19 protein-coding genes are annotated in these 21,817 nt (G+C 68.4%); 1 reads left to right on the top strand and 18 read right to left on the bottom strand.

Annotated elements, in window-relative coordinates:
- Positions 1-55: 55 nt before the first annotated feature.
- The gene (rarD, locus tag AB0G04_RS21045; RefSeq protein ID WP_360984972.1) at positions 56-973 is read left to right on the top strand and encodes an EamA family transporter RarD; all 918 of its coding nucleotides are present in this window, start codon (positions 56-58) and stop codon (positions 971-973) included.
- Here the strand turns inward: rarD and AB0G04_RS21040 are convergent.
- The 18 genes from AB0G04_RS21040 to AB0G04_RS20955 form a co-directional block, all read right to left on the bottom strand.
- Positions 970-1,638 (bottom strand): zf-HC2 domain-containing protein, encoded by a 669-nt coding sequence (locus AB0G04_RS21040; RefSeq protein WP_360984969.1) that lies wholly within the window; start codon positions 1,636-1,638, stop codon positions 970-972. The genes rarD and AB0G04_RS21040 overlap by 4 nt on opposite strands.
- Before the next feature lie 127 nt (positions 1,639-1,765).
- The gene (locus AB0G04_RS21035; RefSeq protein ID WP_360984966.1) at positions 1,766-2,560 is read right to left on the bottom strand and encodes an IclR family transcriptional regulator C-terminal domain-containing protein; all 795 of its coding nucleotides are present in this window, start codon (positions 2,558-2,560) and stop codon (positions 1,766-1,768) included.
- 287 nt (positions 2,561-2,847) lie between these two features.
- Positions 2,848-3,807, bottom strand: a complete 960-nt coding sequence (locus AB0G04_RS21030) for a polyprenyl synthetase family protein (protein WP_360985411.1) — start codon at positions 3,805-3,807, stop codon at positions 2,848-2,850.
- 498 nt (positions 3,808-4,305) lie between these two features.
- Positions 4,306-5,838 carry an NADH-quinone oxidoreductase subunit NuoN gene (gene nuoN, locus AB0G04_RS21025; RefSeq protein ID WP_360984963.1) on the bottom strand — a complete coding sequence of 511 codons (1,533 nt, stop codon included), beginning with the start codon at positions 5,836-5,838 and terminating at the stop codon, positions 4,306-4,308.
- Positions 5,839-5,840: 2 nt separating this feature from the next.
- Positions 5,841-7,382 carry an NADH-quinone oxidoreductase subunit M gene (locus tag AB0G04_RS21020; RefSeq protein ID WP_360984960.1) on the bottom strand — a complete coding sequence of 514 codons (1,542 nt, stop codon included), beginning with the start codon at positions 7,380-7,382 and terminating at the stop codon, positions 5,841-5,843.
- A complete protein-coding gene (nuoL, locus tag AB0G04_RS21015) occupies positions 7,379-9,301 on the bottom strand; it encodes an NADH-quinone oxidoreductase subunit L (RefSeq protein ID WP_360984958.1) in 1,923 nt (640 codons plus the stop codon). The genes AB0G04_RS21020 and nuoL overlap by 4 nt, the downstream gene beginning before the upstream one ends.
- Before the next feature lie 13 nt (positions 9,302-9,314).
- Complete coding sequence (gene nuoK / locus AB0G04_RS21010; RefSeq protein ID WP_360984955.1) at positions 9,315-9,614, bottom strand: NADH-quinone oxidoreductase subunit NuoK; 300 nt, start codon at positions 9,612-9,614, stop codon at positions 9,315-9,317.
- A complete protein-coding gene (locus AB0G04_RS21005; RefSeq protein WP_360984952.1) occupies positions 9,611-10,354 on the bottom strand; it encodes an NADH-quinone oxidoreductase subunit J in 744 nt (247 codons plus the stop codon). The genes nuoK and AB0G04_RS21005 overlap by 4 nt, the downstream gene beginning before the upstream one ends.
- Positions 10,351-10,983 (bottom strand): NADH-quinone oxidoreductase subunit NuoI, encoded by a 633-nt coding sequence (nuoI, locus tag AB0G04_RS21000; RefSeq protein WP_360984949.1) that lies wholly within the window; start codon positions 10,981-10,983, stop codon positions 10,351-10,353. Before nuoI ends, AB0G04_RS21005 begins: the two co-directional genes overlap by 4 nt.
- Position 10,984: 1 nt before the next feature.
- Positions 10,985-12,352 carry an NADH-quinone oxidoreductase subunit NuoH gene (nuoH, locus tag AB0G04_RS20995; protein ID WP_360985408.1) on the bottom strand — a complete coding sequence of 456 codons (1,368 nt, stop codon included), beginning with the start codon at positions 12,350-12,352 and terminating at the stop codon, positions 10,985-10,987.
- Positions 12,353-12,363: 11 nt separating this feature from the next.
- The gene (locus tag AB0G04_RS20990; protein ID WP_360984945.1) at positions 12,364-14,862 is read right to left on the bottom strand and encodes an NADH-quinone oxidoreductase subunit G; all 2,499 of its coding nucleotides are present in this window, start codon (positions 14,860-14,862) and stop codon (positions 12,364-12,366) included.
- Positions 14,862-16,178, bottom strand: coding sequence for an NADH-quinone oxidoreductase subunit NuoF (nuoF, locus tag AB0G04_RS20985; RefSeq protein WP_360984942.1), 1,317 nt, complete (start codon positions 16,176-16,178; stop codon positions 14,862-14,864). Before nuoF ends, AB0G04_RS20990 begins: the two co-directional genes overlap by 1 nt.
- The gene (gene nuoE, locus AB0G04_RS20980; protein WP_360984939.1) at positions 16,175-17,347 is read right to left on the bottom strand and encodes an NADH-quinone oxidoreductase subunit NuoE; all 1,173 of its coding nucleotides are present in this window, start codon (positions 17,345-17,347) and stop codon (positions 16,175-16,177) included. The genes nuoF and nuoE overlap by 4 nt, the downstream gene beginning before the upstream one ends.
- A complete protein-coding gene (locus tag AB0G04_RS20975; RefSeq protein WP_360984936.1) occupies positions 17,344-18,669 on the bottom strand; it encodes an NADH-quinone oxidoreductase subunit D in 1,326 nt (441 codons plus the stop codon). Before AB0G04_RS20975 ends, nuoE begins: the two co-directional genes overlap by 4 nt.
- Positions 18,666-19,373, bottom strand: coding sequence for an NADH-quinone oxidoreductase subunit C (locus tag AB0G04_RS20970; protein WP_360984933.1), 708 nt, complete (start codon positions 19,371-19,373; stop codon positions 18,666-18,668). Before AB0G04_RS20970 ends, AB0G04_RS20975 begins: the two co-directional genes overlap by 4 nt.
- Positions 19,370-20,041 carry an NADH-quinone oxidoreductase subunit B family protein gene (locus AB0G04_RS20965; protein WP_360984931.1) on the bottom strand — a complete coding sequence of 224 codons (672 nt, stop codon included), beginning with the start codon at positions 20,039-20,041 and terminating at the stop codon, positions 19,370-19,372. Before AB0G04_RS20965 ends, AB0G04_RS20970 begins: the two co-directional genes overlap by 4 nt.
- A gap of 6 nt (positions 20,042-20,047) precedes the next feature.
- Positions 20,048-20,407, bottom strand: a complete 360-nt coding sequence (locus tag AB0G04_RS20960) for an NADH-quinone oxidoreductase subunit A (protein WP_092557921.1) — start codon at positions 20,405-20,407, stop codon at positions 20,048-20,050.
- A gap of 106 nt (positions 20,408-20,513) precedes the next feature.
- On the bottom strand, positions 20,514-21,791 hold the full coding sequence (locus tag AB0G04_RS20955) for a geranylgeranyl reductase family protein (RefSeq protein ID WP_360985405.1): 1,278 nt from the start codon (positions 21,789-21,791) through the stop codon (positions 20,514-20,516).
- Positions 21,792-21,817 lie beyond the last annotated feature (26 nt).

Below are 21,817 nucleotides of genomic sequence, written 5' to 3'. Positions count from 1 at the left end.
GACCTGCTTCATAGTCGCAAGGACCGGATCACGCTCCTCCCCTTACCGTAGGGGCATGAGTGACGAGCGGCGCGGGTACGTGTACGGCCTCACGGCGTACGTCATGTGGGGCTTCTTTCCCATCTACTTCAAGCACCTGCGTCCGTCCCCGCCGCTCGAGATCCTGGCGCACCGGGTCGTCTGGTCGGTCGTCTTCGTGGCACTGCTGCTGACCGTGGCACGCAACTGGCGTTTCCTGTGGCGCCTGATCCGTACGCCCCGGCTGCTCGGTGGTGTCACACTTGCCGCCGTCCTGATCGGCGTCAACTGGGGCACCTACATCTACGGGGTGAACTCGTCCCGCGTGGTGGAGACGGCTCTCGGCTACTTCATCACCCCGCTGCTGGTCATCCTGCTCGGTGTGACGGTGCTGGGTGAACGACTCCGGCCGCTGCAGTGGGCCGCGGTGGGGATCGGCGCGCTGGCCGTGGCGATCCTGACCGTCGACTACGGGCGGCTGCCGTACATCGCTCTCATCCTGGCCGCCTCGTTCGGCAGCTACGGTTTGATCAAGAAGCGGATGTCGCTGCCCCCGGCCGAGGGCCTGTTCGTCGAGTCGGCGGTGCTGATGCTGCCCGCGCTGGTGTTCCTGACGTGGCTCAACCTGTCCGGCGGCGCCGAGTTCGGCCACGTGTCGGTGCTGCACACGGTGTTGATGCTGGTGGCCGGAGTCCTCACCGCCATCCCGCTGCTGCTGTTCGCCGGCGCCGCCAACCGGGTGCCGATGGCCGGTCTCGGCATCCTCCAGTACGTGGCGCCGATCCTCCAGCTCGCGGTGGGCGTGTTGATCTACCACGAGCCGATGCCGCCGGCCCGGCTCGCCGGTTTCGGTCTGGTCTGGCTCGCTCTGATCCTGTTCACCGGGGACGGCATCCGCAATGCCCGGGCCGCGGCCCGCATCCGGGCGGCGAACGCGACGCCCCAGACCGTCTAGCTGGGCGGCTCGTAGGCGAGCATCACCCGGTCGTCGGATCGGACGAGTTCGAGCCGGGACAGGCTGCCCTCGGTGAAGTGGGTGGCGGCCGGAAGCAGGAACTCCTTGCCCGGCTGGGCCAGCCAGGAGCCGAGCTGTTCGGTCTGCTCGTCGGGTCCGTAGGCGACGAGCCGGAACGTGTACGGCTTGGCCGTCGGCGAGTAGGCGCACTCCATCTCGACCCGGCTGCCGGCACCGGTGCTGGTGATCCGGATGGTGGCGGAGATCGGCGAGCCCGGGTCGACCCGGGTCATGGCGACCGCGGGTCCGGGCGGTGGGGCGGACGTCTCCCCCGCGGTGAACCCCCAGTACGCCAGCCCGCCCCCGATCATCAGGAACAGCACGAGCGCCACGGCCGAGCTGACGATCCGGATCGGACGCGCCCGCACCTTCTTCAGCGAGGGTGCGTGCGCCGGCCGGGACAGCGACGACAGGCTGGGGTCGAGCAGCTTGGCGAACTCTTCCGCGTCGAGCCGGTCGAGCATGTCCGGCACGAGGGCCAGATCGGCGACCGCCTCACGGCAGAACGAGCATGCCGCCAGGTGCCGTTCGTACGCGGCCCGTTCGATCGGCGACAGCGCGCCGAGGACGTAGGCGGCGTCGTCGTGCCCGTCCTCGCAACGCATCCGTACCGCCTCCCACCGGATTACTGCTCCCGGTCTCTGGTACGCGGCATCAGGCTCTAAGGTTCAACGACTCCTTGAACCCCCACCTCATGCCGTGGCGGCCCGGATCCGGAGAGCGACCATCCGTTCAGGCGGTTGCCGACTCCCCGCCGGACAGGGCTTCCGCCACGTTGCGGGCGGCCGCGGTGAGCTTGGCCCGGACCACACGTGCCGAGGTCAGCATCTCCGCGGCCGGCATCGAGCAGGCCAAAACCAGGCGTCGTTCCATGTCGCGGTCGGAGACGACGACCACCGCGGCGGAGGCCAGGCCCTGCCGGAACTGGCCCATCTCGATCTGCATGCCGCGCCGTTCGCCGGCGGTCAGGTCGGCCTCCAGCGCCTCGGGCGTGGTCAGGGTGGCCGGGGTGAAGGCGCGCATCCCGTAGTCACGCAGATAACGCGACCGCTGGTCCGGGGTGAGCGTGGCGAGCAGTGCCTTGCCGAGTGCGGTGGCGTGTCCGCCCTCGTCGAAGCCGGGTGCCACGTCGTCCATGAAAGGGGACCGGGCGCCCTCGGCGGACGCGGTGACGGCTATCCGCCCGCCGACGAACCGGCCCAGGTAGTGGCTGTATCCACTGTCGACGGCAGCCCGGCGCAGCGCCTCACCGACGGCGGGCGGGCCGCGGAAGGCCGAGACCAGTTCGCGGTACCGATCGGCGATCTCCAGCCCGACGATGTACGTGCCGTCCTCCCGACGGATCACGTAGCCCTCGTAGGCGAGGGTCCGGACGAGGTGATACGTCGTGGCGACGGTCAACTCGCATCGGCGAGCGATCTGCTTCACGGTCAGCCCGCGCGGAGCCCGGCCCACGGACTCCAGCACGCGCAGGGCACGCGACACGCTCCGGATGAGATCTGACGGCTCCGCTAGGGGGTCACGCACAGCTACCTCCGAGGCCAGGGACTTACACCATATGAACAATCGGCCTCGGAAGGAATGCCAAACAGGAGTGGATCACGGTCGATTTACACAGCGCGTGTGATCAATGGGACTGTCCGCATCGGGACCCGGATGGTCCCGGACACGCAACATCGACTCCACCAGGGAAAATGCTGCAAATGCCTACCACGGTGGAGGTTGCTTCGATATCCGTCTTCCCGGCACCCGGCCGGTCCGCCGGGCTTACGCAGCGAAGCCGGCCCGCGGACTCAGCCGGTCAGGTCGCGGACTCAGCCGGTCCGGTCGGCGATGAAGTTGCAGAGCGCCTCCATCGTCCGTTTCGCCTCGCCGGCGGGCAGCGGTGCCAGACGGGCCCTGGCGTCCTCGGCGTAGCTCCGCACGGTCTCGCGGGCCCGCTTCAGCGCCGCGGATTCGCGCAGCAACGTGAGCGCCTCGGCGTGCAGGCTGTCGTCGGTGAGCGGGCCGGCCGACAGCAGTTCCCGCAGCCGGACCGCGGAGGCGTCGGTGTCGTCGCCGGCCAGCGCGTAGAGCACCGGCAATGTCGGGATGCCCTCGCGCAGATCGGTACCGGGCGTCTTGCCGGACTGCACCGACTCGCTCGCGATGTCCAACAGGTCGTCGGAGAGCTGGAAGGCGATGCCGATCGCCTCGCCGTAACCCGCGAGCGCCTCCACGTACTCCGGCCGGGCGCCGGAGAAGAGGCCGCCGAAGCGGGCCGCCGTCGCGATCAGGGAAGCGGTCTTCTCGGTGATGACGTGCAGGTGGTGATCGATCGGATCGGTGCCGCGCGGACCCACCGTCTCGGCGATCTGGCCGTGCACCAGCCGTGCGAACGTCTGCGCCTGCAGGTGGACCGCCTCGGTCCCGAGCGTCGCGGCCAGGTCCGCGGCCTGGGCGAAGAGGTAGTCGCCGACCAGGATGGCCACCGAGTTGCCCCAGCGCGCGTTCGCGCTGGGCGCCCCGCGCCGGACGAGCGCCTCATCCATGACGTCGTCGTGGTAGAGGGTCGCCAGGTGGGTCAGTTCCACCACGTTCGCCGCATCGACGATCCGGGATGAGGACGGGTCCCCGAACTGCGCCCCGAGCGCGACGAGCAAGGGCCGGAACCGCTTGCCACCGGCGTCGGCCAGATGCCTGGCAGCCTCGGCCACCAACGGATCGGCGCTGGCCACATGGCCGCGGAGGGCAACCTCCACAGCGGCCAGCGTCGCAGACACCGACTCGTCCATCACGGGATCGACGTCGAGGCCCAGCGATGAGAGCGCGAGTTCGCGCGGGGTCGAATCACCGGTGCTCACCACGCTTTCACCTTGCCATACCGGTCTGTCGCTTTCAGTCCCAGGGTGGCACGCGACAAGATCAAAAATCCGACACCAGCGGTACGGCCGCAGCGGCGCTCACGAGCCCTGGAACGGACCGCCCGGCACCCGGCGTGCGGGACGGCCGGAGGAGCCGGCTCCGTGGCCTTGCGGGCATCGCCTCGTAGTGGCCCTCGGCTCTTGCGGGCTGTGGCGCCGCACCCGGCGGAGTGGTCGTGACGTTCAGTCGTGGGGTGGTAGGAATCGGTCACTGGAGTCATCGACAAGTCCAGGTAGGACAGCCGCACCCGGACCTCGCCGATCTGCTCGAACCGGTCGCTGAGAAACCCGTGGCGGAACCCGGCAACGACGAAGGCCCCGGCATCCCTGAACCCGAGGGATGCCGGGGCCTTCACGCACTGATCAGAATCAGCGGACGAATTCCGCCGCCTGCTGGGTCAGCTCGATCAGCGGCGCCGGTGCGACACCCAGCGCCACCGTCACGATCAGGCCCAGACCGAGCACCGCCGAGGTGAGGAACCCCGGGATGGAGACGGCCGGGGTCGTCTCGCCCGGTTCGGACAGCCACATCAGCACGACGACCCGCAGGTACGGGAACGCCAGTAGCATGCTGGTGATCACGCCGAAGATCACGAGCCAGGTCTGCCCACCCTCGATCGCCGCTCCGAAGACCGCGAACTTGCTGGTGAAGCCACTGGTCAGCGGGATACCGGCGAAGGCGAGCAGGATGAAGGTGAAGACGCCCGCGAGCAGTGGGCTCTTCCGGCCGATGCCGGCCCACCGGGACAGGTGGGTGGCCTCGCCCTCCGAGTCGCGCACCAGGCTGATGATCGCAAACGCGGCGAGCACCGAGAACCCGTACGCCACCAGGTAGAACATCGTGCTGCTCAGACCCTCCGGGTTGAGCGCGAGCACACCGACCATCAGGTAGCCGGCGTTCGCGATCGACGAGTAGGCCAGCAGGCGCTTCAGGTCGGTCTGGGTGACCGCCAGGACCGCGCCGACGAACATGGTGAGCGCCGCGATGCCGCCGAGGATCGGCTGGAAGTCCCAGCGCACGCCTTCGAACGCCACGTAGAGGACCCGCAGCAACGCCCCGAACGCGGCGACCTTGGTGCAGGCCGCCATGAACGCGGTGATCGGTGTCGGCGCGCCCTGGTAGACGTCCGGCGTCCACACGTGGAAGGGGGCCAGCGCGGCCTTGAAGAGCAGACCGATCGAGACCAGGCCCAGGCCCGCGTAGAGCAGCACCGAGCTGCGCTGCGGGTTGGAGACCGCCTCGTGCACCACGCTCAGCTGGATCCCGCCCGCGTAGCCGTAGATGAAGGCCACCCCGAACAGGAAGAACGCCGAGGCGTACGAGCCGAGCAGGAAGTACTTGAGCGCGGCTTCCTGGCTGAGCAGCCGCCGGCGACGGGCCAGCGCGCACAGCAGGTACAGCGGCAGCGAGAAGACCTCCAGCGCCACGAACATGGTCAGCAGGTCGTTCGCCGCCACGAAGAGGAGCATGCCGCCGAGCGCGAAGACACTCAGCGGGTACACCTCGGTGGCACCGGGCTGGCCGCCGGCCTGCTTCATGTCCTTCTGCGATCCGACGGTGACCGCCGCCTGGGAGACGAACGCGCCACCCCGCTCGATCGAACGGTCCCCGATCAGCAGCAGCGACACCCCGCCGAGCACCAGGATCGAGCCCTGCAGGAACAGGGTCGGGCCGTCCACGGCGACGGCGCCGCCGATCGTGACGGTCCGGGTGCCACGCTCCATGACCACCGCGACCAGTGCCGCGACGACGGCGAGCAGTGCCAGCGACAGCTGGACCACGTTGCGCGCCCGGCGCGGGACCGCCACCTCGACGAGAACGCCGAGGCAGGCCGCACCGAACAGGATCAGCATCGGCAGCAGTGCCCCGTAGTCGATCGGGGGCAGTTTCAGGGGATCCATGGTCAGCCGCCTGCCTTTCCGTCAGCCACCACGGTGGGGGCCGGGTCTTCCTTGCCGACGTCCTGCATCGTCGCCTCCACCGCGGGGTTGATGACGTCGGTGACCGGCTTCGGGTAGAAGCCGAGCACCAGCAGGAGCGCGATCAGCGGTGCCACGACCGCCTTCTCGCGCAGGGTGATGTCCTTCGACATGGCCGGCACCTCGGCCAGCGCCGGGTTCAGCGTGCCCTGGGTGGTCCGCTGGATCATCCACAGCACGTACGCCGCGGCCAGCACGATGCCGAGCGTCGCCACCACGGCGTAGCCCGGGTTGGTGCTGAACGTGCCGATCAGCACCAGGAACTCACTGACGAACGGGGCGGTGCCGGGCAGCGCCAGCGAGGCGAGACCGGCGAAGAACAGCACGCCGGCCAGCACCGGGACCAGCTTGCCGGCCCCGCCGAAGTCACTGACCAGCGACGATCCACGCCGGGCCACGAACATGCCGACCACGATGAACAGCAGGCCGGTGGCCAGCCCGTGGTTGACCATGTAGAGCACCGCGCCGGTGCCCGCCTGCGTCGTGAAGGCGAAGATGCCGATGCCGATGAAGCCGAAGTGCGCGATCGACGTGTACGACACCAGGCGCTTCAGGTCGTTCTGGCCGACCGCCAGCAGGGCCGCGTAGATGATGCCGATCACCGCGAGGACCATGGCCGCCGGAGCGAACCACTTCGACGCCTCCGGGAAGAGCGAGAGGCAGTAGCGCAGGATGCCGAACGTTCCGACCTTGTCCATCACGCCGACCAGCAGCGCGGCAGCACCCGCCGGAGCGGCACCACCGGAATCCGGCAGCCAGGTGTGGAACGGGAAGAACGGCGCCTTGATCGCGAACGCCACGAAGAAGCCGAGGAACAGCCACCGCGCGGTGTCGGTGTCGATCGAGCCGGTCGCCTTCATCAGTTCGACGAAGTCGAACGTCTTGCCGCCGAGCACCCACAGCCCGATCACGGAGGCCAGCATGAACAGGCCGCCGACCAGGCTGTAGAGGAAGAACTTGACCGCCGCGTACTGCTTCTGGCCGGTGCCGAACGACCCGATGATGAAGTACATCGGGATCAGCATGATTTCGAAGAACACGTAGAACAGGAAGATGTCCGCCGCGGCGAACACCCCGATCATCGTGAACTCGAAGGACAGCAGCAGCGCGAAGTAGGCCGGCGCCGACCGGGTGCTCTGGTCGACGTCGTTCCAGGACGCCAGGATGACGACCGGGAACAGGATCGCGATCAGCATCAGCATGACGAGTGCGATGCCGTCGGCCGCGAAGGTGAAGTTCGCGCCCCAGGCCGGGATCCAGGTGTACGACTCACGGAACTGGAACCGCTCGCCGTCCTTGACGGTCCAGGCGACCCACATGAAGACGCTGAGCACCAGGACGAGCAGCGACCAGATCAGTGCGACCAGCTTGGCCAGTTCGGCCTTCTTGCGCGGGATGAAGGCGACCACACCCGCACCCACCAGGGGCAACAGAGTGAGGATCGAAAGGAACGGGAAGTCTTTCACGCCAACCACCCCAGTTGGATCGCGATGAAGGCGCCGACCACGAGCATGGCGCCGGTGAGAATCGACGTGGCGTACGAGCGGACGAAGCCGGTCTGCAGCCGGCGCAGCCTGCCGGAACCACCGCCGACGCCGGCCGCGATGCCGTTGACCAGGCCGTCGATCCCACGGTTGTCGAGGAAGACGAGCGCCCGCGTGAGGTAGATGCCGGGCCGCTCGAAGACCGCCTCGTTGAAGGCGTCGGTGTAGAGGTTGCGCCGCGCCGCGGTGACCAGGACCCCGGCCGGCTCCGGCTCGAGCGCCGTCCCCTTACGGAACAGCGCCCAGGCCAGGCCCGCGCCGAGCACGGTTACCAGAAGCGACAGGATCGTGATGACGGTGTGCGACAGCACGCCGTGCGCTTCGCCCTCGCTTCCGCCGAGGACCGGCGTCAGCCAGTCCGGCACGGTGCTGGCCATGAGCGCGCCCGCCCCCACCGAACCGATCGCCAGCAGGATCAGCGGGATCGTCATGATCGCCGGAGACTCGTGCGGGTGCTGGTTGTCCTCGGTCCAGCGGGCCGGGCCGTGGAACGTCAGCACGAACAGACGGGTCATGTAGAACGCGGTCAGACCGGCGCCGATCAGGGCGGCCATCCCGAAGACCCACGACTCCCAGGCCACGTCACGCTCGAAGGCGGCCGCGATGATCGGCTCCTTCGAGAAGTAGCCGGAGAGCGGCGGGATGCCGATGATCGCGAGCCAGCCCGTACCGAAGGTCAGCCAGGTGATCTTCATGTGCTTCGACAGGCCGCCGAACCGCCGGATGTCGACCTGGTCGTGCATGCCGTGCATGACCGAGCCGGCCCCGAGGAACATGTTGGCCTTGAAGAAGCCGTGTGCCAGCAGGTGGACGATCGCCAGCGCGTACGCCCCGCCGCCGAGCCCGACGCCGAGGAACATGTAGCCGATCTGGGAGACCGTCGACCAGGCCAGCACCCGCTTGATGTCGTCCTTGGCCGCGCCGATGAGACAGCCCATCAGCAGGGTGATCGCGCCGATGCTGACCACGATCAGCTGCAGCGTGGTGTTCGCCGAGAAGATCGGGTTGGACCGGGCGATCAGGTAGACACCGGCGGTGACCATGGTCGCCGCGTGGATGAGGGCGGAGACCGGGGTCGGGCCCTCCATGGCGTCCGGGAGCCAGGCCTGCAGCGGGAACTGGCCGGACTTACCGCAGGCACCGAGCAGCAGCAGGATGCCCATGATCAGGATCGTGCTCGCGGCCAGCGAGTCGACGCCGTTGAAGACGTCGTCGTACTGCGTGCTGCCCAGCTCGGTGAACATCAGGAAGATGCCGATCGCCAGGCCGGCGTCGCCGACCCGGTTCATCAGGAACGCCTTCTTGCCGGCGGTCGCCGCCGACGGCCTGGTGTACCAGAACGAGATCAGCAGGTACGACGCCAGACCGACGCCCTCCCAGCCGAAGTAGAGCATCACGTAGTTGTTGCCCAGGACCAGCAGCAACATCGCCGAGACGAACAGGTTGAAGTAGGCGAAGAACCTGCGCCGGCCCGGGTCGTGCTCCATGTACCCGACCGCGTACAGGTGGATCAGCGACCCGACACCGGTGATCAGCAGGACGAAGACACCGGCCAGCGGGTCGAAGAGCAGGCCGAAGTCGACCTTGAGATCCCCGACGACGATGAAGTCCCAGAGACTCAGCTCGGCCGAACGCCTCGCGGCGTCCAGACCGGACAGAGCGAAGAAGAAGACGAGGCCGAGTACGAACGACGCGGCCACCGAGGCGACGCCGAGCCAGTGTCCCCACCTGTCGGCCCGCTTGCCCAGCAGCAGCAGGATCGCCGCGCTGGCCAGCGGGATGGCCACGAGCAACCAGATGTTGCTCAGCACCCCCTCCGCGGGGGCGAACTCCAGTTCCACGTGAGTGCCCCTTTCAGTACTTGAGGAGGTTGGCGTCGTCGACACTCGCGGAGCGTCGCGTACGGAAGATCGACATGATGATGGCGAGGCCCACCACGACCTCGGCAGCCGCGACGACCATCACGAAGAACGAGATGATCTGGCCGTCGAGGCCGCCGTTGATCCGGCTGAAGGTGATCAGCGCCAGGTTCGCCGCGTTGAGCATCAGCTCGATGCACATGAACAGGACGATCGCGTTGCGGCGGACCAGCACACCGGCGGCGCCGATGGTGAACAGGATCACCGAGAGCACCAGGTAGTAATCAGGAGTCACTTCTCGGTTCCCTTCGGCGCGGCCTCGTCAGCCGTCAACTCGCGAACCGGAAGGATCGGCGAGATGCTCCGCTCAGCGCCGTTGCCGTCCGGCAGGCGGGCCGGCGCGGCGACCGACATGGTGTTCGCGTAGATGCCGGGGCCGGGCTTCGGACCGGGGTAGTTGCCCGGACGGAAGCGCTCCTTCATCCGGGTCACCTGGTCGCGGGCGTCTTCCTTGGCCTTCTCGACGTGCGCCATGATCATGGCGCCGACCGCGGCGGTGATCAGCAGCGCCGAGGTCACCTCGAAGGCGAAGACGTACCGGGTGAACAGCAGCGAGGCGAGGCCCTGCACGTTGCCGTACTGGTTGGCCGCGTCCAGGCCGGCCGTCTCACTGCTCCCGAGCGACCGGGCCAGACCGGTTCCGATCAGGGCCGCGAAGGCGACGCCGAGCACGATCGCGGCGATCCGCTGGCCCCGCAGTGTCTCGATCAGCGAGTCGGACGCGTCCCGGCCGACAAGCATCAGCACGAACAGGAACAGCATCATGATCGCGCCGGTGTAGACGATGATCTGCACGAAGCCGAGGAACGGCGCCGAGTTGATCACGTAGAAGAACCCGAGGTTCAGCATCGTGACGACCAGCCACAGCGCGGAGTGCACCGCGTTACGGGCCAGCACCATGCCGAGCGCGCCGATCACCGCGAGGGATCCGAGGATCCAGAAGGCGACCTGCTCGCCGGTGGATACCGCGGTCATGCCGCACCCTCCCGGCGAACCGTGCCCGCCGTCTCCGGCCGGGCCGCGTGCTCCTCGGGCTCGGAGGCGTCGTGCGTGGCCGAATCGGCCCACGGCGCCCGCTCCGCGCCGATCGAGGTGCCCGGGTTGGTGAGCGCACCGATGTAGTAGTCCTTGTCGGTCTCGCCCAGCCGCATCGGGTGCGGCGGCTGCTCCATGCCCTCCAGCAGCGGGGCCAGCAGTTCCTTCTTGGTGAAGATCAGGTCCTGCCGGTTGTCGCGGGCCAGCTCGTACTCGTTGCTCATGGTCAGCGACCGGGTCGGGCAGGCCTCGATGCACAGACCGCAGAAGATGCAGCGCGCGTAGTTGATCTGGTAGATCTTCGCGTACCGCTCGCCCGGCGAGAACCGCTGCTCGTCGGTGTTGTCGCCGCCCTCGACGTAGATCGCGTCGGCCGGGCAGGCCCAGGCGCACAGCTCGCAGCCGATGCACTTCTCCAAGCCGTCCGGGTGCCGGTTGAGAATGTGCCGCCCGTGGTAGCGCGGCGCCGGCTTCGGCGGTGAGAACGGATAGTCGGTCGTGATGACCTTGCGGAACATGTGCGCGAAGGTCACGCCGAAACCCTTGAAGGAGCCGGTGAACGTGCCCACGTCACACCTCCTTCGTTTCGGGCTCGCCGTCCACGGATGCGGGGACGGTGGCCGGGGCGCGATCGGCCACGGCTCGGCGGGCGCGGGGGCTCGGCGGTACCTGGAGATCCATCGGTGGGACCGGGAAACTTCCCGGCGGCCGCTGATGCAGTTCCTCCTCGATGGAAAGCTGCTTCGGTTTCTTCGGCGACGGCCAGCCCCAGGCGATCGCCAGAACCAGCACCGCGACCACACCGGTCGTGATCCATCGGGCCTGGTCGGAGATCGCCCCACTGCGGGCGACCTTGAAGAAGGCCAGGATCAGGATCCAGATCAGGTTGACCGGGATCAGCACCTTCCACCCGAAGCGCATGAACTGGTCGTAACGCATCCGAGGCAGCGTGGCGCGGAGCCAGACGAAGCCGAAGAGCAGGATGAACACCTTGCCGAAGAACCAGAGCAGAGGCCAGTAGCCGGAGTTGGCGCCCTCCCAGAACGTGGTGATGGGAGCCGGAGCCCGCCATCCGCCCAGGAACAGCGTGGTCGCGAACGCCGAGACGGTGATCATGTTGATGTACTCGGCGAGGAAGAAGAGCGCGAACTTGAACGACGAGTACTCCGTGTGGAAGCCGCCGACCAGCTCGGACTCCGCCTCGGGCAGGTCGAACGGGGCCCGGTTGGTCTCACCGACCGCCGCGATCAGGTAGATGATGAAACTCGGCAGCAGCTGCACCGCGTACCAGCCGGGCGCGGTGACCTCGAAACCGAACAGCTCCACCGGGGTGCCGGAGGCCTGCGCCTTGACGATCTGCGAGGTGCTCATCGTGCCGGCGGTCATGAACACCGCGACGATCGACAGACCCATCGCGACCTCGTACGAGATCATCTGCGCGCTCGACCGCAGGCCGCCGAGCAGCGGGTAGGTCGAGCCGGACGCCCAGCCGGCCAGCACCACACCGTAGACGGCCATCGACGAGCAGGCGAGCAGCACCAGCACCGAGACCGGCACGTCGGCGAGCTGCAACGCGGTCTGCTGGCCGAACATGTTGACCACGCCGCCGAACGGAATCACCGCGAAGGCCGTGAACGCGACCGTCGCCGAGATGACCGGGGCGATGAAGTAGACCACCTTGTCGGCGGTCTTCGGGATGATCTCCTCCTTGAACGGCAGCTTCATGCCGTCGCTCAGCGAGGTGAGGTATCCGCGCCAGCCCACCTGGTTGGGGCCCGGCCGGACCGCCATCCGGGCAACGACCTTGCGCTCGAAGTTGATCGTGAAGAGCGTCAGGACGAGGAGTACGACGAACAGGCCGACCAGCTTGATCAGCGAGATCCACCAGATGTCGTTCTCGAACGTCTCCAGCGTCGGGTCGACGGCGGTCGCCGCCAGAACGAACTCATTCATCGGGCCGCCCCCTCGGCGAGAATCGGGCCGGGAACGCCGGCCGTCAGCTTGACGACCGCGCCGGCGGTGACCCCGAGGCTGCGCCGGACCGTCGAGCCCGGCGAGTTCGTCGGCAGCCACACCACCCGCGGCGGCAGGTCGGTGATCGCGGCCGGCAGCGTGACCGAGCCACGGATCGTGCTGACCGTGACCAGGTCACCGTCGGCGACCTTCAGCGACTCGGCCAGGCCCTTGCCGATCCGCGCGACCGGCGGCCGGGCCGTGCCGGCCAGCACCTCGTCACCGTCGAGCAGCGAACCCAGGTCGATCAGCTGGTGCCAGGTGGCCAGGACCGCCTCGTGCTCACCGGGCAGGGCCACGCCTGTGGCGTCGGCGGCGGGCACAGCCGGGCGGGCCACCGTGCTGCCGGGCAGACCACCCAGCTCGCGGCGGATCGCCATGACGTCCCCGGTGTTCAGGGTGACGTCCAGCAGGGCGGCGATCGCCTCGAGCACACGGCCGTCGGTCATCGCGGGGCTCTTCAGCACCGCGTCGAACGACCGGAGCCGGCCCTCCCAGTCCATGAACGTGCCGGCCTTCTCGACAGCCGGTGCGATCGGCAGCACCACGTCGGCCCGGCGGGTCACGGCGCTCTGCCGGATCTCCAGGCTGACCAGGAACGGAACGGCGTCGAGCGCCTCGTCGGCCAGCTTGGGGTCGGCCAGGTCGGCCGGGTCCACGCCGCCGACCAGCAGGCCACCGAGGGTGCCGTCCGCGGCTGCCGCGATGATCTGGTCGGTGTCCCGTCCGGGCGCGCCGGACAGCACACCCGGCCCGACCTTCCAGGCCAGCGACAGTTCGGCACGGGCCGCGGTGTCGGTGACCGGACGGCCGCCGGGCAGCAGGTTCGGCAGGCAGCCGGCGTCGATCGCGCCGCGGTCACCGGCCCGGCGGGGCACCCACGCGAGCTTCGCGCCGGTGCGGGCGGCCAGGGCCGCGGCCGCGCTGAGCGCACCCGGCACGGTGGCCAGGCGCTCGCCCACGATCAGCAGGGAACCGGGCGCGCTGAGCGCTCCCGCCACCACGGAGTCGGACGCGAGGATGCGCGCCTCGTCACCGGGGACTGCCGCGACGAGCGCGGCGCCGAGCTTCTCCAGACCCCGGCTCAGGTACGGCGAAACAGCCGTCACCCGCAGCTTCCCCTTGACGTGGCCCTTGCGCAGGCGCAGGAAGAGGATCGGTGACTCCTCCTCCGGCTCGAGCCCGGCCAGCACCACCGACGGGGCGTGCTCGACCTGCTCGTAGGTGACGTCGGTGACCCCGGCGACGGCGGCGGCCAGGAAGTCGGCCTCCTCGGTCGCGGCGATCGCCGAGCCGGTGGCCCGGATCGGCCGGGCCCGGAAGTCGACGTCGTTGGTGCCGAGGACGGACCGGGCGAACTTCGCGTAGGCGTACGCGTCCTCGACCGTGAGCCGGCCACCCGGAAGTACCCCGACACCGCGCGCCTGCGCGGCCCTGAGCCCTTCCGCCGCCGCGAGGAGCGCCTCGCTCCAGGCGGCCTCGCGCAGCTCGCCGGTCTTGGCGTCCCGGATCAGCGGGGTGGTGATGCGGTCGGTGGCCGTGGCGTAGCGGAAACCCCAGCGGCCCTTGTCGCAGTTCCACTCCTCGTTGACCGCCGCGTCGTCGCCGGCCAGCCGGCGCAGCACCTTGCCGCGACGGTGGTCGGTGCGCTGGGCGCAGCCGGAGGCACAGTGCTCGCAGGCGCTCGGCGAGGAGACCAGGTCGAACGGGCGGGCCCGGAACCGGTACTGCTCGCCGGTGAGCGCCCCGACCGGGCAGATCTGGATGGTGTTGCCGGAGAAGTACGAGTTGAACGGAACGTCGCCCTCGCCGTCACCGACCTCACCGTCACCGGTGCCGTCGCCGCCGAAGAAGTCGTCCCGGTACACGTTGATCTGCTCACCGGACGAGCGGTCCATCAGGTCGATGAACTTGTCGCCGGCGATCTCCTCGGAGAACCGGGTGCAGCGCTGGCAGAGCACGCAGCGCTCCCGGTCGAGCAGTACCTGGCTGGAGATGTGGATCGGCTTCTGGTACTCCCGCTTCTCCTCCTTGAAGCGGGAGTCCGCCCGGCCGGTGCTCATCGCCTGGTTCTGCAGCGGGCACTCGCCACCCTTGTCACAGGTGGGGCAGTCGAGCGGGTGGTTGATCAGCAGCAGTTCCATCACGCCGGCCTGCGCCTTGGCCGCGACCGGCGAGCTGAGCTGGGTCTTCACGACCATGCCCTCGGCCACCGTCTGGGTGCAGGAGGCGACCGGCTTGCGCTGGCCCTCCACCTCGACGAGGCACTGCCGGCAGGCGCCGGCGGGGGCGAGCAACGGGTGGTCGCAGAACCGCGGGATGGCCACACCCATCCGCTCGGCGACCCGGATGACCAGCTCGCCCTTCTCTGCCGTGACCTCGACCCCGTCGATGGTGAGGGTTACGGTGTCGGCCCTCTTCTGAACGTCGGTCATCAGTGTGCTCCTACAAGGGACTTCTCGGAGAGCCGCGGCGCGGTGCGGCCCTCGATGTAGCCGAGGTAGTCGTCCCGGAACCACTTGAGCGTCGACACGACCGGCGTGGCCGCGCCGTCGCCGAGGCCGCAGAAGGACCGGCCGAAGATGTTGTCCGCGGTGTCCTGGAGGGTGTCCAGGTCGGCGACGGTGCCGTGCCCGGCGAGGATCCGCCGGTAGGTGCGGACCATCCAGTAGTTGCCCTCGCGGCACGGGGTGCACTTGCCGCACGACTCGTGGTGGTAGAACTCCAGCCACCGCCACGTGTTGTAGACCGGGCAGTCCTGGTCCGAGAAGATCTGCATCGCCGTGGTGCCGAGGATCGACCCCGCCGCCGCGACACCCTCGAAGTCCATCGGGGTGTCCATGTGCTCGGCGGTGAGGAGCGGTGTCGACGAGCCGCCCGGCGTCCAGAACTTCAGGTTGTGGCCGGGCTGCATGCCGCCGGCCAGCTCGATCAGCTCGCGCAGGGTGATGCCGAGGCCGCATTCGTACTGGCCCGGATTGACCACCCGGCCGGACAGCGAGTAGATCATCGGGCCCGACGACTTCTCGGTGCCCATGCTCTTCCACCAGTCCGCGCCGCCCAGCACGATGTACGGCACGCTCGCGATGGTGCCGACGTTGTTGACCACGGTCGGGCTGGCGTAGAGGCCGGCGATCGCCGGGAACGGCGGGCGCAGGCGAGGCTGCCCGCGGAAGCCCTCCAGCGAGTCCAGCAGGGCGGTCTCCTCACCGCAGATGTACGCGCCGGCGCCGCTGTGGACGACCAGGTCGAGGTCGAATCCCGAGCCCAGGATGTTCTTGCCGAGGTACCCCTTGGCGTACGCCTCCTGGACCGCGTTGCGCAGCCGCCGGGCGGCGTGCACCGCCTCACCACGGATGTAGATGAACGCCCGGTTGGCCCGGATCGCGTAGGAGGCGATGATCGCGCCCTCGACCAGCGAGTGCGGGTCGTACGTCATCAGCGGCAGGTCCTTGCAGGTGCCCGGCTCGCCCTCGTCCGCGTTGATCACCAGGTAGTGCGGCTTGCCGTCGCCCTGGGGGATGAAGCCCCACTTGAGCCCGGTCGGGAAGCCGGCGCCACCGCGGCCGCGCAGTCCGGAGTCCTTGACCAGCTGGATCAGGTCGTCCGGGTGCACGTCGAGCGCCTTGCGCAGCGCGAGGTAGCCGTCGAGCCGTTCGTAGACCCCGATCTGCCAGGCGTCCGGCGACAGCCAGCGCTTGGTGAGTACGGGGGTGAGCTTCTGAAGGACCTCCGGCCGGGGCTGGGTCACTTCTCCTCCTCGGTGCCACGCGGGACGTTCTGCCACCCGGGATTCGGGTCGACGGTGGCCTGCTTCTGCTCGGCGTTGCGCTCGGTGACGATGCTTTCGCCCCGCTCGGTGTCGCCGGCCGGCTTGCCGTCGCCGGCCGGCTGGTTGCTCGCCACGCCGGCCCGCTCGGCGGGATTGCTCGGCGCCGGCGAGGTCGCCGCCGGATCGCCCGGGGTGTCGCCGGTGGGGTTGCGCGACTCCGCCGCGCGTACCTCCGGGTCCTTGACGTCGCCGGTGTCGGTGGTACGACCGGCGTGCCGGTGCTCCCCCACCTTGTCGGCGACCGCCCCGGCAGCGCTCTTGACCGCTGTCGCCGCCTTCTTGACCACCGAGGCGACCTTGCCCTCGGGTTTGGCCTCGATCGGCTTGGCCGCCTCGTCGGTGCGGGGCGGGAGCGCGCTCTCGTCCCGGGCCGGCTTGGTCTTCGTGATCGGGGTGTCCGGGTCGAACCCGGCCACCGCGACACCGTGCTCCTGGGCGAGACGCACCCCGCGCAGGGTCGGCGCACCGGCCACCCCGTCACCGACCGCGCCCTCACGCGGGTCGGCGAAACCGGCCAGCTGGTACTGCATCTCACGCAGCGAGCAGATCCGGGCGCCACGGGAGGGGGTCGGCCGCTCGTCCTGGCGCAGCTTCTCGACCAGCTCGACCGCGCTCTCCGGGGTCGCCTGGTCGATGGTGAAGTCGTAGTTGACCGTCACCACCGGCGCGTAGTCACAGGCCGCCAGGCACTCGGCGTGCTCCAGCGTAATCTTGCCGTCGGCCGTGGTCTCGTCGTGGCCGACACCGAGGTGCTCGACCAGCCCGTCGTAGACCTCCTGGCCGCCCATCACGTTGCACAGGGTGTTGGTGCAGACGCTGACCAGGTACTCGCCGGTGGGCCGGCGCTTGTACATGGTGTAGAACGTCGCGACCGCGCCGACCTGGGCCTTGTTGATGCCCAGGATGTCGGCGCAGAACGCCACCCCGTTCGGGCTGACGTGGCCCTCCTCGGTCTGCACCAGGTGCAGCAGCGGCAGCAGCGCCGAGCGCTCGCGGCCGGCCGGGTACCGGGCCAGGATCTCCAGCGCCGGTTCGAGGAGCTTCGCCGCCAGCGGCTCGGCGGCCGGCGAGAATTCCACCGTTGTCATCGGTCACACCCACCCATCACGGGATCCAGCGAGGCGCCGCCGGCGATGACGTCGGCCAGCAGAGCGCCCTCGGCCATCGCGGGGATGGCCTGGAGGTTCACGAAGCTCGGCTCGCGGTAGTGCACCCGGTACGGGTGGGTGCCACCGTCGGAGACCGCGTGCACGCCGAGTTCGCCACGCGGGTGCTCGATCGCGATGTAGACCTGGCCGGGCGGGACCCGGAAGCCCTCGGTCACGAGCTTGAAGTGGTGGATGAGCGACTCCATCGACTGACCCATGATCTTGGCGACGTGCTCCAGCGAGTTGCCGAGCCCGTCCAGGCCGAGCGCGAGCTGCGCCGGCCACGCGATCTTCTTGTCCTCGATCCAGATCGGGCCGGGCTTGAGGCGGTCCAGAGCCTGCTCGACGATCTTGAGCGACTCCCGGATCTCCGCCACCCGGACCAGGTACCGGCCCCAGACGTCAGCGGTCGTCGCGGTGGGCACGTCGAACTCGTAGTTCTCGTACCCGCAGTACGGCATGGTCTTGCGCAGGTCCCACGGGAGGCCGGCCGAGCGCAGCACCGGGCCGGTGATCCCCAGAGCGAGACACCCGGTCACGTCGAGCACGGCGACGCCCTGCGTCCGTTGCTGCCAGATGATCTGGCCGGACAGCATGGCCTCGTACTCCTTGAGCTTCTTCGGCAGGTACTTCAGGAAGTCGCGGATCTTGCGGACCGCAGACTCCGGAAGGTCCTGGGCCAGACCGCCCGGACGGATGTAGCCGTTGTTCATCCGCAGGCCGGAGGTCTCCTCGAAGATGTCGAGGATGTACTCCCGCTCGCGGAAGCCGTACAGCATCATCGAGATCGCACCCAGCTCCATGCCGGTGGTGGCGAGCCAGACCAGGTGCGAGGCGATCCGCTGCAGCTCCATGAACATGACACGGATCGTGTTCGTCCGCTCGGTGATCTGATCGGTGATGCCGAGCAGCTTCTCCACCGCGAGGCAGTACGCCACCTCGTTGGACATGTTCGAGAGGTAGTCCATGCGCGTCACGAAGGTGACGCCCTGGGTCCAGTTGCGGTACTCGAGGTTCTTCTCGATCCCGGTGTGCAGGTAACCGACGACCGGACGGCACTCGGTGACCGTCTCGCCCTCCAGTTCGAGCACCAGCCGGAGCACGCCGTGCGTGGACGGGTGCTGCGGACCCATGTTGACGACGATCTTCTCGTTGCTGAGCGGATCGATGGTGGAGGTGATGCTCTCCCAGTCGCCGCCGGTGACCGTGAAGACCCGGCCCTCGGTGGTCTCGCGCTCGCTCGCGTACTCAGATGTGGTCACTGGTAGACCCTCCGCTGGTCGGGAGGCGGAATCTCGGCGCCCTTGTACTCGACGGGAACGCCGCCGAGCGGATAGTCCTTGCGCTGGGGGTGGCCCTCCCAGTCGTCCGGCATGAGGATCCGGGTGAGGTTCGGGTGCCCGGCGAAGACGACGCCGAACATGTCGTAGATCTCCCGCTCCTGCCAATCGGCGGTCGGGTAGACGCGCGTGACGCTCGGGACGGTGACACCGTCGGCCACCGCGACCTCCAGGCGCACCCGGCGGCGATAGGTCATCGAAGTCAATTGATAAGCGACGTGAAAACGGCGCTCATCGGAGCCGAGATAGTCCACGGCGTCGACCGAGGAACAAAGTTCGAACCGCAGCGAGGCGTCATCACGCATTACCTGACACACGTCGACGATGTGCTCGGCGCGTACGTGAAGTGTGAGCTCCGCCCTATCCACGACCACCTTCTCGATTGCTTCCGAGAGGGCCGGATAAGCTTCTTCCAACGCGTCATAGACGTCGTCGAAATAACCGCCGTACGGCCGTGGGCTGTCAAAAACAGCTGGTCGGGAGCGGGCAAGGCGACCGAAGCCGGAGACGTCTCCGGTCCCTTGGACACCGAACATGCCCTTATCCGGGCTGGGCGGCGTCTGCGCCGGAGCACCCAATTCAGCACCCACCGGAGCGCTACCCTCAGTTCCGGGCTGAATACTCATTTGTGAACCTCCCGCAAATGCGGCTGGAGCTTCATCCAGTTCTCGATCCGCAATTGCTCTTCGCGTCCCTCTTTAACGGCCTTGGTCCATTCCTCACGACGGACCTTGTCCACGCGGTAGGACGACGGCATCGCACCGGGCGCGACGATCGGAACTCGGCCCTCGGCCTGCCGAGCTTCGAGCATCTTGCGACCGTTGGGGCCGAGCGGCTGAGCCATCACCTTCTCGCGCATCTTGAGGATCGCGTCGATCAGCATCTCCGGCCGCGGCGGGCAACCCGGCAGGTAGATGTCCACCGGGATGATGTGGTCGACACCCTGCACGATGGCGTAGTTGTTGAACATGCCGCCGGACGACGCGCAGACCCCCATCGAGATCACCGAACGGGGCTCGGGCATCTGGTCGTAGATCTGCCGCACCACGGGGGCCATCTTCTGGCTGACGCGACCGGCCACGATCATCAGGTCGGCCTGCCGGGGCGAGGCGCGGAAGACCTCCATGCCCCACCGGCCGAGGTCGTAATGCGGCCCGCCGGAGGCCATCATCTCGATGGCGCAACAGGCGAGACCGAAGGTGGCGCCCCAGAACGACGACTTACGGGCCCAGTTTGACAGTTTCTCCACGCTCGTCAGCAGGATGCCCGACGGGAGTTTCTCTTCGATTCCCATGACGCATCAGTCCCAGTTGAGGCCGCCACGCCGCCACACGTACGCGTAGGCGATGAAGACGGTGAGGATGAACAGGACCATCTCCACGAACCCGAACAGGCCGAGCGCGTCGAACGACACGGCCCAGGGGTACAGGAAGATGGTCTCGATGTCGAAGATGATGAAGAGCATCGCGGTCAGGTAGAACTTCACCGGGAACCGCCCGCCACCGATCGGTTGTGGCGCCGGCTCGATACCGCACTCGTAGGCGTCGAGTTTCGCGCGGTTGAAGCGCTTGGGCCCGACGATGGGTGCGATGGACACCGAGAACAACGCGAAAAGGGCGCCGAGGATCAGCAACCCGACGATCGGGACGTAAGGGTTGATCGTCATTTCTACTCCCGTACGACTGTTAGCCGCTTAACACTAGTTACTGAGCTTCTGTAGTCCTTTGGTCGGGGTGCCCCCTGTGTCCGATAAAGTCAGATCGCCGTCAGACGGAGGGCGCCACCTTGGTCAGGCCGTTGATGATGCGATCCATGGCGTCGCCACCCCGCGGGTCGGTGAGGTTGGCCAGGAGCTTGAGAACGAACTTCATGAGCAGCGGCTGCGGCATGCCGTACTTCGTTGCCAACCGCATGATCTGCGGGTTGCCGATCAGCTTCACGAAGATCCCTCCGATCCGGTAATACCCACCGAATCGAACGCTCAACTCGGCGGGGTACGCCTGAAGGGCCCGTTCGCGTTCGGGGCCGAACGGGCGGGCCAGGGCCTGCACCGCCACCTCGGCCGCCATCTCGCCGGACTCCATCGCGTACGCGATGCCCTCGCCGTTCATCGGATTGACCATGCCGCCGGAGTCGCCGACCAGCATCACGCCGCGGGTGTAGTGCGGCACCCGGTTGAAGCCCATCGGGAGCGCGGCACCCAGGGTCGGGCCGTCCGCGTTGGCCTCGTCGCGCAGGCCCCACTCCTCGGGGGTGCTGCCCAGCCAGTCGGTCAGCAGGTGACGGTAGTTCGTCTTGCCGAAGGCGTCGGAGGAGTTGAGGATGCCGAGCCCCACGTTGACCCGGCCGTCACCCAGGCCGAAGATCCAGCCGTACCCGGGCAGGAGCCGGGCCGGGTCCTGCGCGCTGCGCAGCTCGAGCCACGACTCCAGGTAGTCGTCGTCGGCCTTCACGGCCGAGTGGTAGTAGCGCCGGACCGCGACACCGAGGGGCCGGTCGTCGCGTTTTGCCAGGCCGAGAGCGAGCGGGAACTTGCCGGAGACGCCGTCCGCGGTGATCACCAGCGGCGCGCGGAACTGGACCGGCTCCTTGTCCGGGCCGACCCTGGCCTCGACGCCGATCACATATCCGTCGTCGTTCTGCACCGGGCCGACGACGTTGACCCCGGTCTTCAGCAGGGCACCTGCCTCGACGGCGCGCCGGGCCAGCATGTCGTCGAAGTCCATCCGGGTCCGGACCAGGCCGTAGTTCGGGAAGCTGGCCAGCTCGGGCCAGTCCAGCTCGAGCCGGACACCGCCGCCGATCACTCGCAGGCCGCGGTTCTGCAGCCAGCCGGCTTTCTCGGAGGTGTCGATGCCCATCCGGATGAGCTGGCGGACCGCGCGGGGGGTGAGGCCGTCGCCGCACACCTTCTCGCGCGGGAACTCGGTCTTCTCGAGGAGTAGAACGCGCACGCCGTGGCGCGCGAGGTGGTAAGCGGCTGCTGAACCACCGGGGCCCGCGCCGACCACGATCACGTCCGCCTCGTCGGCGACGATCCCCATCGTTCCGCGGTCGCTCATGGCCAACC

It is taken from the genome of Actinoplanes sp. NPDC023801 (assembly GCF_040639655.1).
In the GTDB taxonomy this organism is placed as follows: domain Bacteria; phylum Actinomycetota; class Actinomycetes; order Mycobacteriales; family Micromonosporaceae; genus Actinoplanes.
This window is presented reverse-complemented; position numbering and strand designations above follow the sequence as displayed.

Coding starts and splice junctions, on each gene's coding strand:
- rarD (WP_360984972.1), top strand. CDS start 56: ATGAGTGACGAGCGGCGCGGGTACGTGTACGGCCTCACGGCGTACGTC.
- AB0G04_RS21040 (WP_360984969.1), bottom strand. CDS start 1,638: ATGCGTTGCGAGGACGGGCACGACGACGCCGCCTACGTCCTCGGCGCG.
- AB0G04_RS21030 (WP_360985411.1), bottom strand. CDS start 3,807: ATGGACGAGTCGGTGTCTGCGACGCTGGCCGCTGTGGAGGTTGCCCTC.
- nuoN (WP_360984963.1), bottom strand. CDS start 5,838: ATGGATCCCCTGAAACTGCCCCCGATCGACTACGGGGCACTGCTGCCG.
- AB0G04_RS21005 (WP_360984952.1), bottom strand. CDS start 10,354: ATGACCGCGGTATCCACCGGCGAGCAGGTCGCCTTCTGGATCCTCGGA.
- AB0G04_RS20990 (WP_360984945.1), bottom strand. CDS start 14,862: ATGACCGACGTTCAGAAGAGGGCCGACACCGTAACCCTCACCATCGAC.
- nuoE (WP_360984939.1), bottom strand. CDS start 17,347: ATGACAACGGTGGAATTCTCGCCGGCCGCCGAGCCGCTGGCGGCGAAG.
- AB0G04_RS20970 (WP_360984933.1), bottom strand. CDS start 19,373: ATGAGTATTCAGCCCGGAACTGAGGGTAGCGCTCCGGTGGGTGCTGAA.
- AB0G04_RS20965 (WP_360984931.1), bottom strand. CDS start 20,041: ATGGGAATCGAAGAGAAACTCCCGTCGGGCATCCTGCTGACGAGCGTG.
- AB0G04_RS20955 (WP_360985405.1), bottom strand. CDS start 21,791: ATGGGGATCGTCGCCGACGAGGCGGACGTGATCGTGGTCGGCGCGGGC.